Source organism: Amycolatopsis sp. NPDC049691 (assembly GCF_040675005.1).
Lineage (GTDB): Bacteria > Actinomycetota > Actinomycetes > Mycobacteriales > Pseudonocardiaceae > Amycolatopsis.
Genome location: NZ_JBFANX010000009.1, coordinates 246,914 through 262,017, shown reverse-complemented (window position 1 = coordinate 262,017; position 15,104 = coordinate 246,914). Strand labels below are relative to the sequence as shown.

Here is a 15,104-nt window from a genome sequence, read left to right as displayed (position 1 = left end):
CCGTACAGTCTGTCCCTGCCGATCAGACCGCGAGGAGCCATGTACCCGACCGTCGCCGAGGTGCTCGCGCTGCCGGTGCTGCGCCAGGGCCGCCCGCACGTCGTCGCCGGCACGGCCGGGCTCGACGCCCCGGTGCGCTGGGCGCACGTCGCCGAGGTCGCCGACATCGCGCACCTGCTGCGCGGCGGCGAGCTGGTGCTGACGACCGGCGTCGCGCTGCCCGACGACGGCCCGTCGCTCGCCCGCTACGTCGCCGACCTGGCCGGGGTCGGCGCCGCCGGCCTGGTGATCGAGCTGGTCCGGCACTGGAGCGACAAGCTGCCCGCGGCGCTGGTCGAGGCGGCCGAGAAGCACGGCCTGCCGCTGGTGACGCTCTCGCGCGAGACGCGGTACGTGAGCGTCACCGAAGCGGTCAACGGCCAGATCGTCGACGCCCAGGTCGCCGAGCTGCGTGCCGCCGAGCGCGTCCACGAGACGTTCACCGCGCTGACGGTCGCGGGCGCCGAACCCGGCGTCGTCCTGGGCGAGGTCGCGCGGCTGACCGAGCAGCCGGTGGTGCTGGAGACGCTGTCGCACGAGGTCCTCGCCTACGACGCGGCCGGCACCGACCCGGCCGAGCTGCTCACCGGCTGGCCGTCGCGGTCGCGGGTGGTGCAGCTCGGCGAGCGGACCGGCTACCACCCCGGTTCGGGCTGGCTGGTGACGGTCGTCGGCGCGCGCGGGCACGACTGGGGACGGCTCGTCGTCGTCTGCACCGACCAGCCGCCGCACCGCCACCGGGTGGTCGCCGAGCGGGCCGCGTCCGCGCTGGCCGTGCACCGGCTGGTCGCCAAGGACTCCGACGGCCTGGAGCGCCAGGCCCACCGCGCGGTGCTCAACGAGCTGCTCGCTTCGCCGGCGCCGTCGGCGGAGCTGCTGGCGCGGGCCTCGGCACTGGCCGTGCCGCTGACCGGGCGGCAGCTGGTCGGGCTGGCGGTCCGGCCCCGGCTGGCCGGCAACCGGCCCGCGCTGTCGACGCCGCCGGTGCTGCGCGAACTGGCCGAAGCGACGGTACTGGCGGCGCGCCGCGCGAAGGTGTCGGCGCTGGTCGCGACCGACGAACTGGGCGTGCGGGCGCTGATCGCGCTGTCGCCGGAGGCCAACGCCGACACCGTGCTGCACCGGCTCGCGACCGACGTCCACGAGGCCCGCAGCAGCGCGCCGGGCGTGCTCGCGGTCGGCACGACGGTGTTTTCGCCCGCCGAGGCGGGCCGGACGCTGCGGGAAGCCGGGCAGGTCGCGGCGGCCGCGCTGGGCGCCGGCACGGACCGGGTCCTGCACCGGCTGTCCGACGTGCGGTTGCGCGGCCTGCTGCACCTGCTGTCGGGCGACGAGCGCGTGACGGCGTTCGCCCAGCGGGAACTGGGCCCGCTGCTGCAGCGCGACGCCGCGACGGGCAGCCGGCTGGTGCAGGCGTTGCGGCACTACTGCGAGCAGGGCGGCAACAAGTCGGCGGCAGCCGCGGCGGCGCACACCTCACGGACGGCGTACTACCAGCAGCTCGCCCGGATCGAGCAGGTGCTGGGCGTCCGGCTGGAGGATCCCGAGTCGATGCTCTCGCTGTACGTGGCATTGCTGGCGGCGGACCTCACCCGGTCGAGCGAAGAAGACTCACCCGGACGTGGAGCACAGTGATCGACGCCTGGCTGCCGATGGAACCGATATGGCCCTAATCCCCTTCGCAGCCTGCTTGATGAGCTTGAGCTGCCTCGCGCCCGCGCAGCCGCCGGCGTCGACGCTGCAGCTCACCACCCACGACACGGCCGGCCGGATCGCCTCGGTGGTCCTGACGTGCGACCCGGCCGGGGGCACGCACCCCAAGCACGACAAGGCATGCGCGGTGCTGCAGAGCGCCGGCGGCGACTTTTCGCGGATCCAGTCGCGCCACCAGATGTGCACGCTGATCTACGCCCCGGTGGACGTCACGGCGGTCGGCACGTGGCGCGGCAAGCCGGTGTCGTTCCGGACGACGTACGCGAACCACTGTGAAGCGGATCGGGATTCGGACGACGTCTTCGCGTTCTGACACTGTTCCGCTACCGGAGGTCGCGACCGGCGACAGCCGCCTTGGCGCGCGGAAGCCGCCGGGTCGCCCCCACGACGGCCCGGTGGCTTCCGCGCATTGTTCTTAACCACGCACCGCGGGCGCCGGTGGTTCAGCAGGTGCCCAGCGTCACTTCGCGGGCACTCGCGCGGCTGAGGTTCCACGCCGGCCAGCCGTCCGGGGTGTCGCCCGCGAGGACCTGGCGCAGGACGCACGTCCGCAGCGGCTCCGGCAGCCGGGCCGACACCACCGGGACCACGTCGGTCGAGAACCCCGCCAGGTACTGGTGGTCCAGGGGCTTGCCGGCGGCGGCGCGGTCGAGGTTGTTGTCGGCAATCAGCCGTTCGGGGTCGAGAACGGCCAGGGCCAGCAGTGCGCCGGCCGCGGTGCCGATCGCCGCACGGGGCAGCCACGTCGAGCGGAGCCTGACCAGGGACGCGCACACCAGCACGAACACCGCGCCGAACCACAGTTCGCAGACCTCGACGAGCAGCCGCAGCACCGTGAAGCCGTACGCCTCCTGGTACGTCCACATGCGACTCAACGCCGACCCGACGAGCACCAGGCTGAGCGCGCTCAGCGCCCCGAGCAGCACGCGCTGCCGGAGCCGGTCGGCTTGGGTGGCGTTCGGCGCCCACCGCAGCGCCGCGGCGACGATGCCCAGCGTCAGCACCGTGACGGCGCACAGCTGCCAGAAGCCGCCGCGCGCGTACTCGGCGGACGTCAGGTTGCTCGTGCGCAGGACGTACTCGGTGCCCCCGAAGAGCACGACCAGCCGGACGCCGACGAAGACGCTGAACAACACGACCAGAACGGTCAGCGGGACCGTCCACTCCAGACCGTACCGAGTCCGGTGTGGACGGTCTTCGGCCGCGCGGTGCGGTGGCGCGGCGAGGAAGTAGCAGGCTCCGGCCACGAGCAAGGTGACGACGGCGAAGACGCAGCACCACCGCACGAGCACGTCGACGCTGAGATCGGGGACGACGGCGCCGACCACGGCGGCGAAGGCGGCATCGGCACTGGCGAGCAGCGGGACGAAGACGGCGACGAGCGCGGCCGCGGCGAGCACGGCGAGGGCGATCCGCCGCGCGACGCCGTCGCGCCGGGCGGCGAAGCGTCCCACGCCGCGGCCGGCCCACGGGATCGCTTTCAGGGCTTCGAGCGGGACGGCGAGCATGTCGTAGAAGACGGAGTTGACGGTCCGCTTCCCCACGACGGCCAGCGACCCGGCGACGGCGGCGCCGAGCACGCAGAGGACGAACAGCCACCCGGACGCCCGCACGGCCCCCATCCCGAGCAGGGCAAGGGCGAGGACGGCCCACCCGGCGCTGCCCCGGGTGAAGGAGCCGGAGCCTTTGGAGGACCGCCGATCGGCGACGAAGACGGCGGCGGCCACGGCCAGGCCGGCGAGCAGCCACCCGACCCCGGGCCGGTCGACGGGCAGGACGAGAGCAGCACCGGCCCCGGCGAGGCAGGCAGCCGGGAGAACAGCGGGCGGCAGCGGGACGACGGCGGATTTCGGCGGTGGAAGCGGCTGCAGGAGGACGGGCGGAGCAGCAACAGCAACGCCACCACCCGAGAAGGCGGCTTCCGCGGCAGCCGAACCCTCTCCATCACCCGAGGCCATCCCCGCCCCCGCCGAACCCCACGCCGCCCGCTTACCCCGCGGCGCGGGCTTCTGCCCGCCCGGCTCACCGATCCTGCTCTTCGGCATCTTCCCCACTCTCGTTCGCGTTAGCAAATGTCTGCGCCTGTGTCGCCCGACTCGCCGGCGCCGAGGTCGCGAACCACCCATCCGAGACCCCCGGCACCGGGAATGAGTCATTCGTGACCTGGGGCGCCCGCCCGACCCGGCACCGCCACCCCCGGGCACCTACCCCGTAGGCAAGGTCACCCGGATCCGGCTCCCGGCCCCCACGGCCTCGATCGTCCCCCCGTGCAACTCGACCGCCCACCGGGCGATCGCCAACCCCAGCCCGGTTCCCCCGCCGGTCGACCGCTCCCCCCGCGTGAACCGCTCGAACACCCGCACCCGGTCGGCCGGCGCGATGCCCGGCCCCTCGTCGCACACGTCGATGCGCACTTCGCCCGGCCGGACCTCGGCCAGCACCTCGACCGACCCACCGGCCGGGCCGTGGCGGGCCGCGTTCTCCAGCAGGTTCGCCACCACCTGGAACAGCCGCCCGCGATCGGCCACCACGACCGCGTCCGGTGGCGAGACCGACACCGAGAACGTCACCCCGCGCACCAAAGCCGCCTCGGAGACCGCCGACGAAAGCAGCGACGCGAGCGAGAACGACGTCTTGTGCAGCGGGATCGCCCCCGCGTCGAGCCGCGACAGATCGAGCAGCTCGTCCACCAGCGTCGCCAAGCGCTCGGTCTGCTGCAGCGCCGTCTTCAACGTGGCCGGGTCGGGATCTTCGACCCCGTCGACCAGGTTCTCCAGCACCCCGCTCAACGCCGTGATCGGCGTCCGCAGCTCGTGGGACACATTCGCGATCAGCTCGCGCCGCTGCCGGTCGGCGTCCCCGAGGTCCCCCGCCATCTGGTTGAACGCGGACGCCAGCGAGCCCACCTCGTCCCGCGTGGTCGCGCGGATCCGGCGCGTGTAGTCGCCCTTCGCCATCGCCCGCGCCGCCGCCGTCATCTCGCGCAGCGGCCGGGTCATCCCGTGGGCCAGCACCTGCGACAACACGAGCGCGAGCACCATCGCGGTGATCGTCGTCTTCGGCGGCAGCCAGCCGATCTGCCAGTTGAAGAACGCGAACGCGATGCCGCCGGAGGCGACCATCAGGATCGCCAGCTTCAGCTTGATCGACCGGATCCGGTCGAGCGGCCGCGGAATGAAGTTCACGCTCCCGCCTCCAATGCGTACCCGACGCCGTGCACGGTCCGGATCAGGTCCGCGCCGAGCTTCCGCCGCAGCGCCTTGATGTGGCTGTCCACCGCCCGCGTCCCCGCCGACGTGCCGTGGACGTCCCAGTCCCACACCTCCGACAGCAGCCGTTCCCGCGGCTGCACCACCCGCGGCCGCCGCGCGAAGTGCACCAGCAGGTCGAACTCGATCGGCGTCAGCTGCGCCGCGACGCCGGCCCGCGCGACGCGCCGCTGGTCGACGTCGATCTCGAGGTCGCCGAGCACGATCCGCGTGCCCACCACCGACGACGAGCGCTCGACCCGCCGCAGCAGCGCGTGCACCCGCGCGGTCAGCACCCGCATCGAGAACGGCTTCGTGAGGTAGTCGTCGGCGCCGACCCCCAGCCCGACCAGCATGTCCGTCTCGTCGGCGCGCGCGGTCAGCATGAGCACCGGCACCGGGCGGCGGCCCTGGATCCGGCGGCAGACCTCCAGGCCGTCGAACCCCGGCAGCATCACGTCCAGCACGACGAGGTCCGGTTCGCCGGACGCCTCGGCGGAGACCGCCGCCGGCCCGTCGTGGGCGACGTCGACGGTGAAGCCCTCGGCCCGCAGCCGGGCCGCGATCGACGCGGCGATCGTGACGTCGTCCTCGACGACCAGCACCCGCCGCACTCCCGGTTCCATGGCCACGACCTTAAGCACCCCCGGTGGAGACGGTTCGCGCGAACTGTGAAGATCCTGTGGAGACGTTTCACCCGCTTTGCCGGTTCGTTGCGCCCAGATGTGTGACGCAGGTCATGCACTCCGACGCCCGTTCGCGCAATCGACAGACTGCACTCCTGATCAGCGAAGAGTGAACAGACTGCCGTTGCCCCGGCCCTGACCAGGCGCGCAGGATTCCGCAATGGCGCCGACACCCGCAGACCAGCGCGTGCACGACGACGGCCGGGTCGAGCTCGACCCCGCCGACGTCCGGTCTCTCGAAGGCAGCCGGTTCTTCAACTCCGAACTGGCCCCCGTCGCGATCGAAAAGCGAACCTGGACCACCTACAACTACTTCGCGCTCTGGATGGGGATGGCGCACAACATCCCCAGCTACGCCCTGGCCGCGTCGCTCATCGCGCTCGGCATGAACTGGGTGCAGGCGCTGATCACCATCACCATCGGCAACCTGATCGTGCTCGTCCCGATGCTGCTCAACAGCCACGCCGGCACCAAGTACGGCATCCCCTTCCCGGTGTTCGCCCGCGCGTTCTACGGCCTGCGCGGCGCCAACCTCGCCGCGCTGCTGCGCGCGTTCATCGCGTGCGGCTGGTTCGGCATCCAGACGTGGGTCGGCGGCGAGGCCATCTACGTCATCCTCGGGCGCCTGCTCGGCTCGTGGTGGCGCGACTCCGCCGTCGTCGCCGGCCAGCACTGGACGCTCTGGCTGTCCTTCGTGGTCTTCTGGATCGGCCAGATGCTGATCATCTGGCGCGGCATGGAGGCGGTCCGCCGGTTCGAGAACTGGACGGCGCCGCTGGTGTCCGTCGGCTTCCTGATCATGCTCGGGTACGTGCTGGTCAAGGCGGGCGGGCTCGGCCCGATCCTGTCCGACGGCGGCAAGCTCGGCTGGGGCCCGGACTTCTGGAAGGTGTTCGCGCCGTCCCTGATGGCGATGATCGCGTTCTGGTCGACGCTGTCGCTCAACATGCCGGACTTCACCCGCTTCGGCGGCAGCCAGCGCAAGCAGGTCCGCGGCCAGATCCTCGGCCTGCCGACGACGATGACGTTCATCGCGATCGTGGCCATCCTGACCACGTCGGGCGGGCACGTGCTCTACGGCCAGGACATCTGGGACCCGGCGCAGCTGGCGGACAAGTTCTCCAGCCCGGTCGTGGTCGTCGTCGCACTGGTCGCGCTGGTGCTCGCCACCATCTCGGCGAACCTGGCGGCCAACGTCGTCAGCCCGTCCTACGACTTCTCCAACGCCTTCCCGAAGCGGATCACCTTCGCGATCGGCGGCGGGATCACCGGCGTCATCGGCATCCTGATCCAGCCGTGGCGGCTGTACTCCGACCCGAACATCTACATCTTCGCCTGGCTCGGCTTCTACGGCGGCCTGCTCGGCGCGGTCGCCGGGGTGCTCGTCGCCGGCTACTGGGTCATCAACCGCACGAAGCTGCGGCTGAAGGACCTCTACACACCCGATGGGGTGTATTGGTTCAGCGGCGGCTGGAACTGGCGCGCGCTGGTCGCGACGCTGGTGGGAGCCGTACTAGCAGTTGGCGGCGCGTACGGCGGGCCGTTCCCCGCGGACGGGCTGATCCCGTTCCTCAAGCCGCTTTACGACTACAACTGGGTGGTCGGCCTGGTCGGCGCGTTCGTCGTCTTCGCCGCCCTCTCGATGCCCTTGTCCACGACGAAGGAGGAAATCAGTGAGCGTGGTTCGAGCCGGCCTGATCCAGCAGCGGTGGACGGGTGACAAGGAGTCCATGATCAAGGCGGCGGTCGACCACATCGCCACCGCCGCTTCCCAGGGCGCCCAGGTCGTGTGCCTCCAGGAACTGTTCTACGGGCCGTACTTCTGCCAGGTGCAGGACGCCGACTACTACTCCTACACCGAGGCCATCCCCGACGGCCCGACGACGCAGCTCATGCGGGAGGTGGCGCAGCGCCACGGCGTCGTGCTGATCGTGCCGATGTACGAGGTCGAGCAGCCCGGCGTCTACTACAACACCGCCGCGGTGATCGACGCCGACGGCACCTACCTCGGCAAGTACCGCAAGAACCACATCCCGCAGGTGAAGGGGTTCTGGGAGAAGTTCTACTTCCGCCCCGGCAACCTCGGCTACCCGGTGTTCGACACGGCGGTGGGCCGCATCGGCGTCTACATCTGCTACGAGCGGCACTTCCCCGAGGGCTGGCGCGCGCTCGGCCTGGCCGGGGCGAAGATCGTGTTCAACCCGTCGGCGACCAGCCGCAGCCTGTCGCAGTACCTGTGGAAGCTGGAGCAGCCGGCGGCCGCGGTGGCGAACGAGTACTTCGTCGGCGCGATCAACCGGGTCGGCGTGGAACCGCTGGGCGACAACGACTTCTACGGCCAGACGTACTTCGTCGACCCGCGCGGGCAGCTGGTCGGCGACGCCGCGTCCGACACCGAAGACGAGGTGGTGGTGCGCGACCTCGACCTGTCGCTGCTCGAGGAGGTCCGGAACACCTGGGCGTTCTACCGCGACCGCCGCCCGGACACCTACGGCCCGCTCGCGGAGGCCTGATGACCACGCTCATCCAGGGCGGTCAGGTCGTCTCGCCGTCGGGTGCGCTCCTGGCGGACGTCCTCGTCGACGGCGAGACCATCGCCGCCGTCGGGGCGCCCGGGACGCTGACCGGCGACGAGACGATCGACGCCACCGGCAAGTACGTGCTGCCCGGCGGCATCGACGCGCACACGCACATGGAGATGCCGTTCGGCGGCACCCACTCGGTCGACACGTTCTCGACCGGGACGACGGCGGCGGCGTGGGGCGGCACGACGACGATCATCGACTTCGCCGTGCAGGCCAAGGGCACCTCCCTGTTGTCCACTTTGGACAAGTGGCACGCCAAGGCGGACGGCAACTGCGCGATCGACTACGGCTTCCACATGATCGTCTCCGACGTCAACGACCAGTCGCTGAAGGAGATGGAAGCCTGCGTCGACGGCGGTGTCGGCAGCTTCAAGATGTTCATGGCGTACCCGGGGGTGTTCTACTCCACGGACGGGGAAATCCTGCTCGCGATGCAGAAAGCGCGCGAGATCGGCGCTACGATCATGATGCACGCGGAAAACGGCATCGCGATCGACCAGCTGGCGGCGCAGGCGTTCGCCGCGGGCAACATCGACCCCGTGCAGCACGGCCTCACCCGGCCGCCGGAACTGGAAGGAGAGGCGACATCGCGGGCGATCCAGCTCGCCAAGGTGACCGGTTCGCCCCTGTACATCGTGCACCTGTCGGCGTCGCAAGCGCTTGCGGCGGTGGCGGAGGCGCGTAACGACGGTCAGAACGTCTTCGCGGAGACCTGCCCGCAGTACCTGTACCTGTCCATTGAGGACCTCGCCAAACCGGACTTCGAGGGGGCCAAGTACGTCGCTTCACCACCGCTGCGGGAAAAGTCGCACCAGGCCGACCTGTGGCGCGGACTGCGGACCAACGACCTGTCCGTCGTGTCGACCGACCACTGTCCCTTCTGCTTCAAGGACCAGAAGGAGCTGGGGCGCGGGGACTTCCGGGCCATCCCCAACGGGATGCCGGGTGTCGAGCACCGGATGGACCTGCTGCACCAGGGCGTCGTCGCCGGCGAGCTGACGCTCGGGCGCTGGGTCGAGACGTGCTCGGCGACGCCGGCGCGGATGTTCGGGCTGTACCCGCGCAAGGGCGTCATCGCGGCGGGTTCGGACGCGGACATCGTGATCTACGATCCCACGGCGACGCAGACGTTGTCCGCCGAGACGCACCACATGAACGTCGACTACTCCGCGTACGAGGGGTTCGAGATCACCGGCCGGGTGCACACGGTGCTGTCCCGTGGGCGGGTCGTCGTCTCGCCGGACGGCTTCACCGGTTCGACGTCGCACGGCAAGTTCCTGTCCCGCTCGCTGAACCAGTACCTGAACTAGGAGCGGGCGATGGATTTCGGAATCGTGCTGCAGACGGATCCGCCCGCGCGGGATGTCGTGCGGCTGATGAAGGACGCCGAAGACTGCGGGTTCCGGTACGGCTGGACGTTCGACTCCTGCGTGCTGTGGCAGGAACCGTTCGTCATCTACTCGGCCGTGCTCGCGGCGACGTCGTCGCTCGTGGTGGGGCCGATGGTGACCAGCCCGGGGACGCGGGACTGGTCGGTGATGGCGTCCACCTTCGCCACGCTCAACGACATGTACGGCAACCGGACGGTCTGCGGCATCGGCCGCGGCGACTCCGCACACCGGGTCGTCGGGAAGGCACCGTCCACTTTGGCCACCGTGCGCGACTGCATGCGCGTGGTCAAGGACCTCGCCGAGGGCCGCGCGGTGACGATGAACGACAAGACCGTGCAGATCCCGTGGATCCGCAACGGCCGCCTCGAGATGTGGATGGCCGGGTACGGGCCGAAGGCCCTGCAGACGGTCGGCGAGCACGCCGACGGCTTCATCCTGCAGTGCGCGGACCCGGCGATCGCGCGCTGGACGATCGGCGCGGTCCGCGACGCCGCGCGAGCGGCCGGCCGCGACCCGGGCGGCATCACCATCTGCGTCGCGGCACCGGCGTACGTCGGCGACGACCTGCCGCACCAGCGGGAACAGCTGCGCTGGTTCGGCGGCATGGTCGGCAACCACGTCGCCGACCTCGTGGCGCGGTACGGCTCGTCGGGTGCGGTGCCGCGCGAGCTGACCGACTACATCCGTGAACGGGAGGGCTACGACTACAGCCACCACGGCAAGGCGGGCAACCCGTCGACGGAGTTCGTACCGGACGAGATCGTCGACCGGTTCTGCCTGCTGGGGCCGGCTTCCGCCCACGTCGAGCGGCTGCAGGAACTGGCGGAACTGGGCGTCGACCAGTTCTCGCTGTACCTGATGCACGACGACCGTGAGGCGACGCTGGCGTCCTACGGGGCACAGATCATCCCGAAGCTCACCGCGTAGGGCCCGCCCTACCCCGGTTCCGGGGGTGCGCACCAGCGCGCCCCCGGTCCCGGTGACGAGAGCATCGAGGCATGAATTCTCCGAAACTCCGTGCTGCGCTGGCTTTGGGGGCCGTCGCGACCGCGGTCGCGGTGAGCGCGCCCGCGGCCGCGGCGAGCCCCGCCGGAATCGTCTGGGAAAACACCTGCGCCGCCGGGTACCAGTGCGGCCACCTCGACGTTCCCCTGTCCTATCAGGACTCTGCCGCGGGCAGCGTGTCCATCGCGGTCGGCCGATTGCCCGCCACCGACCAGGCCCACAAGCTGGGCACCATCTTCTACAACCCGGGTGGCCCGGGCTCGTCCGGCCGGTTCGCGCCCGCGTTGACGCCTTTCCTGCACGAGCGCTTCGACATCGTCGGCTTCGACCCGCGCGGCGTCGGCGCCAGCTCGAAGATCCACTGCTTCACCGACCCCGCGCAGCTCGAGGTGCTGCAGCGCGCCCTCGGCACGTTCCCGCTGACCCGCGATGCCGAACAGCGGCAGATCGCGGACACCCGCACGATCACCGACCTCTGCGAGCAGAACGCCGGCCCGCTGGCGAACCACCTCTCGACCGGGACGATCGCGCGTGACCTCGACCGGCTGCGGGCGGCGTTCGGCGAGCCGAAACTGCGGTACTACGGGAAGTCGTACGGCACCTACCTCGGCGAAACCTACGCCAACCTGTTCCCCGGCCGGGTGGGTTCGCTGGCTCTCGACGCCGTCGACGACCCGGTGCGGTGGTCGACCGGGCCCGGCCCGATGAGCTACCGCCTGCGCGGCTACGAAGACGGTCCACGGGCCCTGGAGTCCTTTTTGGACGCCTGCGGTTCCCGGTGCGCCTTCGGCTACGACGCGATCCTGGATCGGCTGGAGTCGGGCCCGATCACGGTGACGGACACGACCGGCAAGCAGGTCGTCGTCACCTACCAGAGCGCGATCGCCCGGATCCACGACTACCTGACCAACGCCCAAGCCGCCCCGCAACTCGCCGCTTTCCTGACGGCGCTGGCGGATCCGGCGTCGCGCGCACCGGCGTCGGCGGGCGGCCCGCCGGACGTCGACTCCCTGCTGGGTGGCGGCGCGACCCTGTGCTCCGACGCGGCGAACCCGCACGATCCGGCGGTCTGGTGGGATTACGCCCACCGCGCCGACCAGGTCGGCCGCGGCTTCGGCCCCTACGACGTCTACAAGACGCTTCCGTGCGCCACGTGGGACGTCTCGGACGCCGGCCGGTACGCGGGTCCGTGGAACCGGCCGACGGCGCCGATCCTGCTCCTCGCCAACCGCCAGGGCGACCTGGAGACGCCGTACGCCGGGGCCCAGCGAACCGAGAAGCTGCTGGCCAACGCGCACCTGCTGAGCCTCGACACGTACGGCCACGGCTCCCGCGGCAAGAGCGCGTGGGTGGACGCGTGGCTCGACCGCTACTACGGCACCGGTTCCGTCCCCGGCCGAGGCACGGTCTGTGCCCCGGACCGGGGCCCCTTCGACTGACGGACCGCGGTGGCCGGGGACGGACCCGGCCACCGTCCGGTCAGTCGCCCGTGCCCTCTTCGGGTTCCTTCCCGGGAGCCGCCCGGTGGTCGACCTCGATGGTCCATTCCTTGGCCAGCGCGGCGATCGCACCGACCGCGGTGACCACCGGGGCGGCGATCACGGCCACGACACCGGCCGTGACCGGGATCTCCAGCACCGTGTGGCCGTCGTCGTTCTTGATCCGGATTCGCCGCACGTTGCCCTGGTGGATGAGTTCCTTGACCCGCGCGACCAACGCCTGGCCGCGGAACCGTTCGGCGCGCTTCGGCGTCGGGCTGTCGACCGCCATGTTCGTTCCTCCTCGGAATGGGCTGCTCCCCGATTCTGCCCGGGGCCGGAAGTCACCGCGGAGCCGTCGCGTGCAGGTAGGCCATCGCCGCTTCCGGGTCGCCCAGCCAGCCTTCGTAGTCGGCCGGGTTCTCGAAGAGGTGCGCGAACCGGTGCGCCACCCCGCGACTCTGCTGTGCGGCGGCCAACGTGGCCAGAACGTGCTCCGGCGGCGGGGCCAGGAGGTCGTTGTTGAAGCGCGTCGCGTGCCGGGCGTGGTGCCAGTAGCGGGCGAAGGCGTCGTGCATGAACTCTTCGTCGAACGGCCGGTCGCCGCGGTCGACGATGGCCTCCTGGTACGCCCGGGCCGCGCGGGCGGCCATGTTGGCGCCCTGGCCGCCGACCGGGTCGTTGGTCACCGCGGTGTCGCCCATCGCGAGGACCTTCGCCCCGGACGGCAGCGTGCCCACCGGGTGCCGCACGATCGGCGTGATCCGGCCGTGCAGCATTTCGGTCGGCGCCACGGGACTCGCGTTGTCCAGCAACGTCGCCTGCCACGGGTAGTGCGTGCGCAGCAGCTTCCGGGCGGTCTCGTAGTGCTGGTCGACGTCGGCGACGTCGTCCCAGACGTCCATCGGGCCGCCGGGCAGGCCGAAGAAGCCGATGCCGTGCACCGGGCCGTGCACCGAAAGCACCGGGAGCAGGAAGAATTCGCCGACCGGCGCCATGCCGAAGGTGAGGCCCGGTACGGCGTCGAGCGTGCCCGCGACGTAGAGGATGCCGATCGCCCGCTGCGGTTCGCGGTAGGGCGAGCGGTCGTCGTCGCGCGCGAAGAGCGCGTCGAACTGCGGCCCGCGGCCGGCCGCGACGATGAGCAACTCGAACTCGCGGGCGCATTCGTCGAGGTCGGCCGGGGTGACCCGGCGGATGCGGAGGTCGCCGCCGAGGCGTGCGAACTCCGTCATCCAGTCGGCGACCTTGACGCGCTGGTCGACCGACTGGGCCGGCCGGTCGAGGCCGACGCGCCAGGAAATGGCGGGTTCGGCGCCCTCGCCCGCGGCCGCGAAGGCGACTTCGCGAATCGGCGGCGCTTCGGCGTCCCAGAAGTTGATGCCGAGTTCCCGTTCGCGCCGCAGGGCCGGGGCGAACAAGCACTGGTTGGAGACGAGCCGCCCGGCCCGCACCTCCGCCGCGGGCCGTTCGGCGAACACCGTGACGTCGTAACCCCGTTGCCGCAACCCGATGGCGAGGACCAATCCCGCTTGCCCCGCTCCGACGATCCCGATCCGCCGCATGGCCGCTCCTCCCCCGGAAACCCTTGATTCCCAACGTACTCGGGACCGGCGTCAGCGGAACGCGTCGTCGCCCGCTTCCTGCCGGACGGCCTCCAGTGCGTCGCGCAGCTCGGCGAGCCCGACGGAGCCGAGCGCCAGCCGGAGGGCGTGCGGCACGGTGGGCGTCGTCGCGAACGGTTCAGCGGTGGCGACCGCGACCCGCCGCCGCGCCAGCGCCGCCGCGATCCGGTCCGCGCGCGCATCCGGGGCCAGGGGCAGCCACAGGAAGTACGACGACGGGTGCGCGGCCACCGGTAGCCCGGCGAGCACCTCGGCGGCGACGGCCTGACGGCGTCGGGCGTCTTCGCGCTTTTGCGCCTCGAGGCGGTCGACCGTGCCGTCGTCGAGCCAGCGGCGGGCGATTTCCGCGATCAGCGCGGGGGTGTTCCAGGTGGTGGCCCGGACGGCGCGCTCGAGCGACGGCACGAGCGCGGCGGGTGCGGCGACGAACCCGAAGCGCAGGCCGGTCGCGACGTTCTTGGACAGCCCCGAAACGTACACCGTGGCCTCGGGCGCGAGCGTCGCCAGCGGAGGCGGTGCGTCCTCGGCGAGGTAGGCGTAGGACGCGTCTTCGATGAGCGTCAACCCGTGCGCACGGGCGATCGAGACCAGGCGCGCGCGGTGGGCGTCGTCGAGCACCCAGCCCAGCGGGTTGTGCAGCGTCGGCATCGAGTACACCGCGCGGACGTCGCGGCGGCGGCACAGCCGGTCGAGGGCGTCGAGGTCGGGCCCGGCGGCGGTCACCGGCAGCGGCGCGAGGTCCAGGGCGAGCGTGCGCGCGAGCGCCCGGAACCCGGGGTAGGTCAAGGCGTCCACCGCGACGACGTCGCCGGGCCGGAACAAGGTCATGGCGGTCACGGCGAGGCCGTGCTGGGCGCCGTCGACGATCAGCACGCGCTCGCGGCCGGCGTCGAGCCCGCGCCGGCGCAGGTGCCGGGCGACGGCGGCCCGATCGTGGGCGCGCCCGCGGTGGGGCTGGTAGCGCAGCAGCGCGTCGAGGTCGCCGGCGGTGGCGAGGTCGCGCAAGGCCCGGCGCAGCAGATCGGCCTGCCCGGGCACGGCCGGGTAGTTGAAACTCAGGTCGAGGGCGTCGGCGGCCACCGACCGCTCGTCGGTCGCGTCGCCGGGCGCGCCGGCGGGGTCGCGCACGAACGTGCCCCGGCCCTGTTCGCAGCTGACCAGCCCCATCGCTTCGAGCTCGGCGTACACGCGGGACGCGGTGACCACGGCGATGCCCTCGTCCGCGGCCAGGCGGCGGTGCGTGGGCAGCTTCGTCCCGGCCGGCAGGCGTCCGCTCCGGATCTGCGCCGCGAAGGCGTCGACGACCCCCTTGTACTTGGGCACGCATGCCCGGA

13 protein-coding genes are annotated in these 15,104 nt (G+C 71.7%); 7 read left to right on the top strand and 6 right to left on the bottom strand.

The window, feature by feature from the left end:
- The first annotated feature begins 39 nt into the window (after positions 1–39).
- Together AB0J40_RS22510 and AB0J40_RS22505 are read left to right on the top strand one after the other, a co-directional pair.
- Positions 40–1,674, top strand: a complete 1,635-nt coding sequence (locus AB0J40_RS22510; protein WP_364456078.1) for a PucR family transcriptional regulator ligand-binding domain-containing protein — start codon at positions 40–42, stop codon at positions 1,672–1,674.
- Between the two features lie 58 nt (positions 1,675–1,732).
- A complete protein-coding gene (locus tag AB0J40_RS22505; RefSeq protein ID WP_364456077.1) occupies positions 1,733–2,065 on the top strand; it encodes an SSI family serine proteinase inhibitor in 333 nt (110 codons plus the stop codon).
- 130 nt (positions 2,066–2,195) lie between these two features.
- On the opposite strand, the gene AB0J40_RS22500 is transcribed toward AB0J40_RS22505, so the two are convergent.
- From AB0J40_RS22500 to AB0J40_RS22490, 3 genes are all read right to left on the bottom strand, one after another.
- Positions 2,196–3,710 (bottom strand): DUF4173 domain-containing protein, encoded by a 1,515-nt coding sequence (locus tag AB0J40_RS22500; RefSeq protein ID WP_364456294.1) that lies wholly within the window; start codon positions 3,708–3,710, stop codon positions 2,196–2,198.
- A 246-nt stretch (positions 3,711–3,956) separates the two neighbouring features.
- Positions 3,957–4,937 (bottom strand): ATP-binding protein, encoded by a 981-nt coding sequence (locus tag AB0J40_RS22495; RefSeq protein ID WP_364456075.1) that lies wholly within the window; start codon positions 4,935–4,937, stop codon positions 3,957–3,959.
- A complete protein-coding gene (locus AB0J40_RS22490) occupies positions 4,934–5,626 on the bottom strand; it encodes a response regulator transcription factor (RefSeq protein ID WP_364456073.1) in 693 nt (230 codons plus the stop codon). Before AB0J40_RS22490 ends, AB0J40_RS22495 begins: the two co-directional genes overlap by 4 nt.
- A gap of 220 nt (positions 5,627–5,846) precedes the next feature.
- On the opposite strand from AB0J40_RS22490, the gene AB0J40_RS22485 reads away from it, so the two are divergent.
- The 5 genes from AB0J40_RS22485 (at position 5,847) to AB0J40_RS22465 (ending at position 12,106) form a co-directional block, all read left to right on the top strand.
- Positions 5,847–7,406: an NCS1 family nucleobase:cation symporter-1 gene (locus AB0J40_RS22485; protein ID WP_364456072.1), complete on the top strand. Its 1,560-nt coding sequence runs from the start codon at positions 5,847–5,849 to the stop codon at positions 7,404–7,406.
- A 10-nt stretch (positions 7,407–7,416) separates the two neighbouring features.
- Positions 7,417–8,199 carry a nitrilase-related carbon-nitrogen hydrolase gene (locus AB0J40_RS22480; RefSeq protein WP_364456293.1) on the top strand — a complete coding sequence of 261 codons (783 nt, stop codon included), beginning with the start codon at positions 7,417–7,419 and terminating at the stop codon, positions 8,197–8,199.
- A complete protein-coding gene (gene hydA / locus AB0J40_RS22475) occupies positions 8,199–9,581 on the top strand; it encodes a dihydropyrimidinase (RefSeq protein WP_364456071.1) in 1,383 nt (460 codons plus the stop codon). Before AB0J40_RS22480 ends, hydA begins: the two co-directional genes overlap by 1 nt.
- Positions 9,582–9,590: 9 nt before the next feature.
- A complete protein-coding gene (locus tag AB0J40_RS22470) occupies positions 9,591–10,589 on the top strand; it encodes a TIGR03842 family LLM class F420-dependent oxidoreductase (protein WP_364456070.1) in 999 nt (332 codons plus the stop codon).
- Between the two features lie 71 nt (positions 10,590–10,660).
- Positions 10,661–12,106 (top strand): alpha/beta hydrolase, encoded by a 1,446-nt coding sequence (locus AB0J40_RS22465; protein ID WP_364456068.1) that lies wholly within the window; start codon positions 10,661–10,663, stop codon positions 12,104–12,106.
- A gap of 40 nt (positions 12,107–12,146) precedes the next feature.
- On the opposite strand, the gene AB0J40_RS22460 is transcribed toward AB0J40_RS22465, so the two are convergent.
- From AB0J40_RS22460 to AB0J40_RS22450, 3 genes are read right to left on the bottom strand one after another with little or no spacing between them, the layout of a single operon-like run.
- Positions 12,147–12,437, bottom strand: coding sequence for a DUF4342 domain-containing protein (locus AB0J40_RS22460; RefSeq protein ID WP_364456066.1), 291 nt, complete (start codon positions 12,435–12,437; stop codon positions 12,147–12,149).
- A gap of 52 nt (positions 12,438–12,489) precedes the next feature.
- The gene (locus tag AB0J40_RS22455; RefSeq protein WP_364456064.1) at positions 12,490–13,710 is read right to left on the bottom strand and encodes a styrene monooxygenase/indole monooxygenase family protein; all 1,221 of its coding nucleotides are present in this window, start codon (positions 13,708–13,710) and stop codon (positions 12,490–12,492) included.
- A gap of 51 nt (positions 13,711–13,761) precedes the next feature.
- Positions 13,762–15,093 carry a PLP-dependent aminotransferase family protein gene (locus AB0J40_RS22450; RefSeq protein WP_364456062.1) on the bottom strand — a complete coding sequence of 444 codons (1,332 nt, stop codon included), beginning with the start codon at positions 15,091–15,093 and terminating at the stop codon, positions 13,762–13,764.
- Positions 15,094–15,104: the final 11 nt, after the last annotated feature.

Coding starts and splice junctions, on each gene's coding strand:
- AB0J40_RS22505 (WP_364456077.1), top strand. CDS start 1,733: ATGAGCTTGAGCTGCCTCGCGCCCGCGCAGCCGCCGGCGTCGACGCTG.
- AB0J40_RS22470 (WP_364456070.1), top strand. CDS start 9,591: ATGGATTTCGGAATCGTGCTGCAGACGGATCCGCCCGCGCGGGATGTC.
- AB0J40_RS22500 (WP_364456294.1), bottom strand. CDS start 3,710: ATGGCCTCGGGTGATGGAGAGGGTTCGGCTGCCGCGGAAGCCGCCTTC.
- AB0J40_RS22480 (WP_364456293.1), top strand. CDS start 7,417: ATGATCAAGGCGGCGGTCGACCACATCGCCACCGCCGCTTCCCAGGGC.
- AB0J40_RS22460 (WP_364456066.1), bottom strand. CDS start 12,437: ATGGCGGTCGACAGCCCGACGCCGAAGCGCGCCGAACGGTTCCGCGGC.
- AB0J40_RS22485 (WP_364456072.1), top strand. CDS start 5,847: ATGGCGCCGACACCCGCAGACCAGCGCGTGCACGACGACGGCCGGGTC.
- hydA (WP_364456071.1), top strand. CDS start 8,199: ATGACCACGCTCATCCAGGGCGGTCAGGTCGTCTCGCCGTCGGGTGCG.
- AB0J40_RS22465 (WP_364456068.1), top strand. CDS start 10,661: ATGAATTCTCCGAAACTCCGTGCTGCGCTGGCTTTGGGGGCCGTCGCG.
- AB0J40_RS22455 (WP_364456064.1), bottom strand. CDS start 13,710: ATGCGGCGGATCGGGATCGTCGGAGCGGGGCAAGCGGGATTGGTCCTC.
- AB0J40_RS22490 (WP_364456073.1), bottom strand. CDS start 5,626: ATGGAACCGGGAGTGCGGCGGGTGCTGGTCGTCGAGGACGACGTCACG.
- AB0J40_RS22510 (WP_364456078.1), top strand. CDS start 40: ATGTACCCGACCGTCGCCGAGGTGCTCGCGCTGCCGGTGCTGCGCCAG.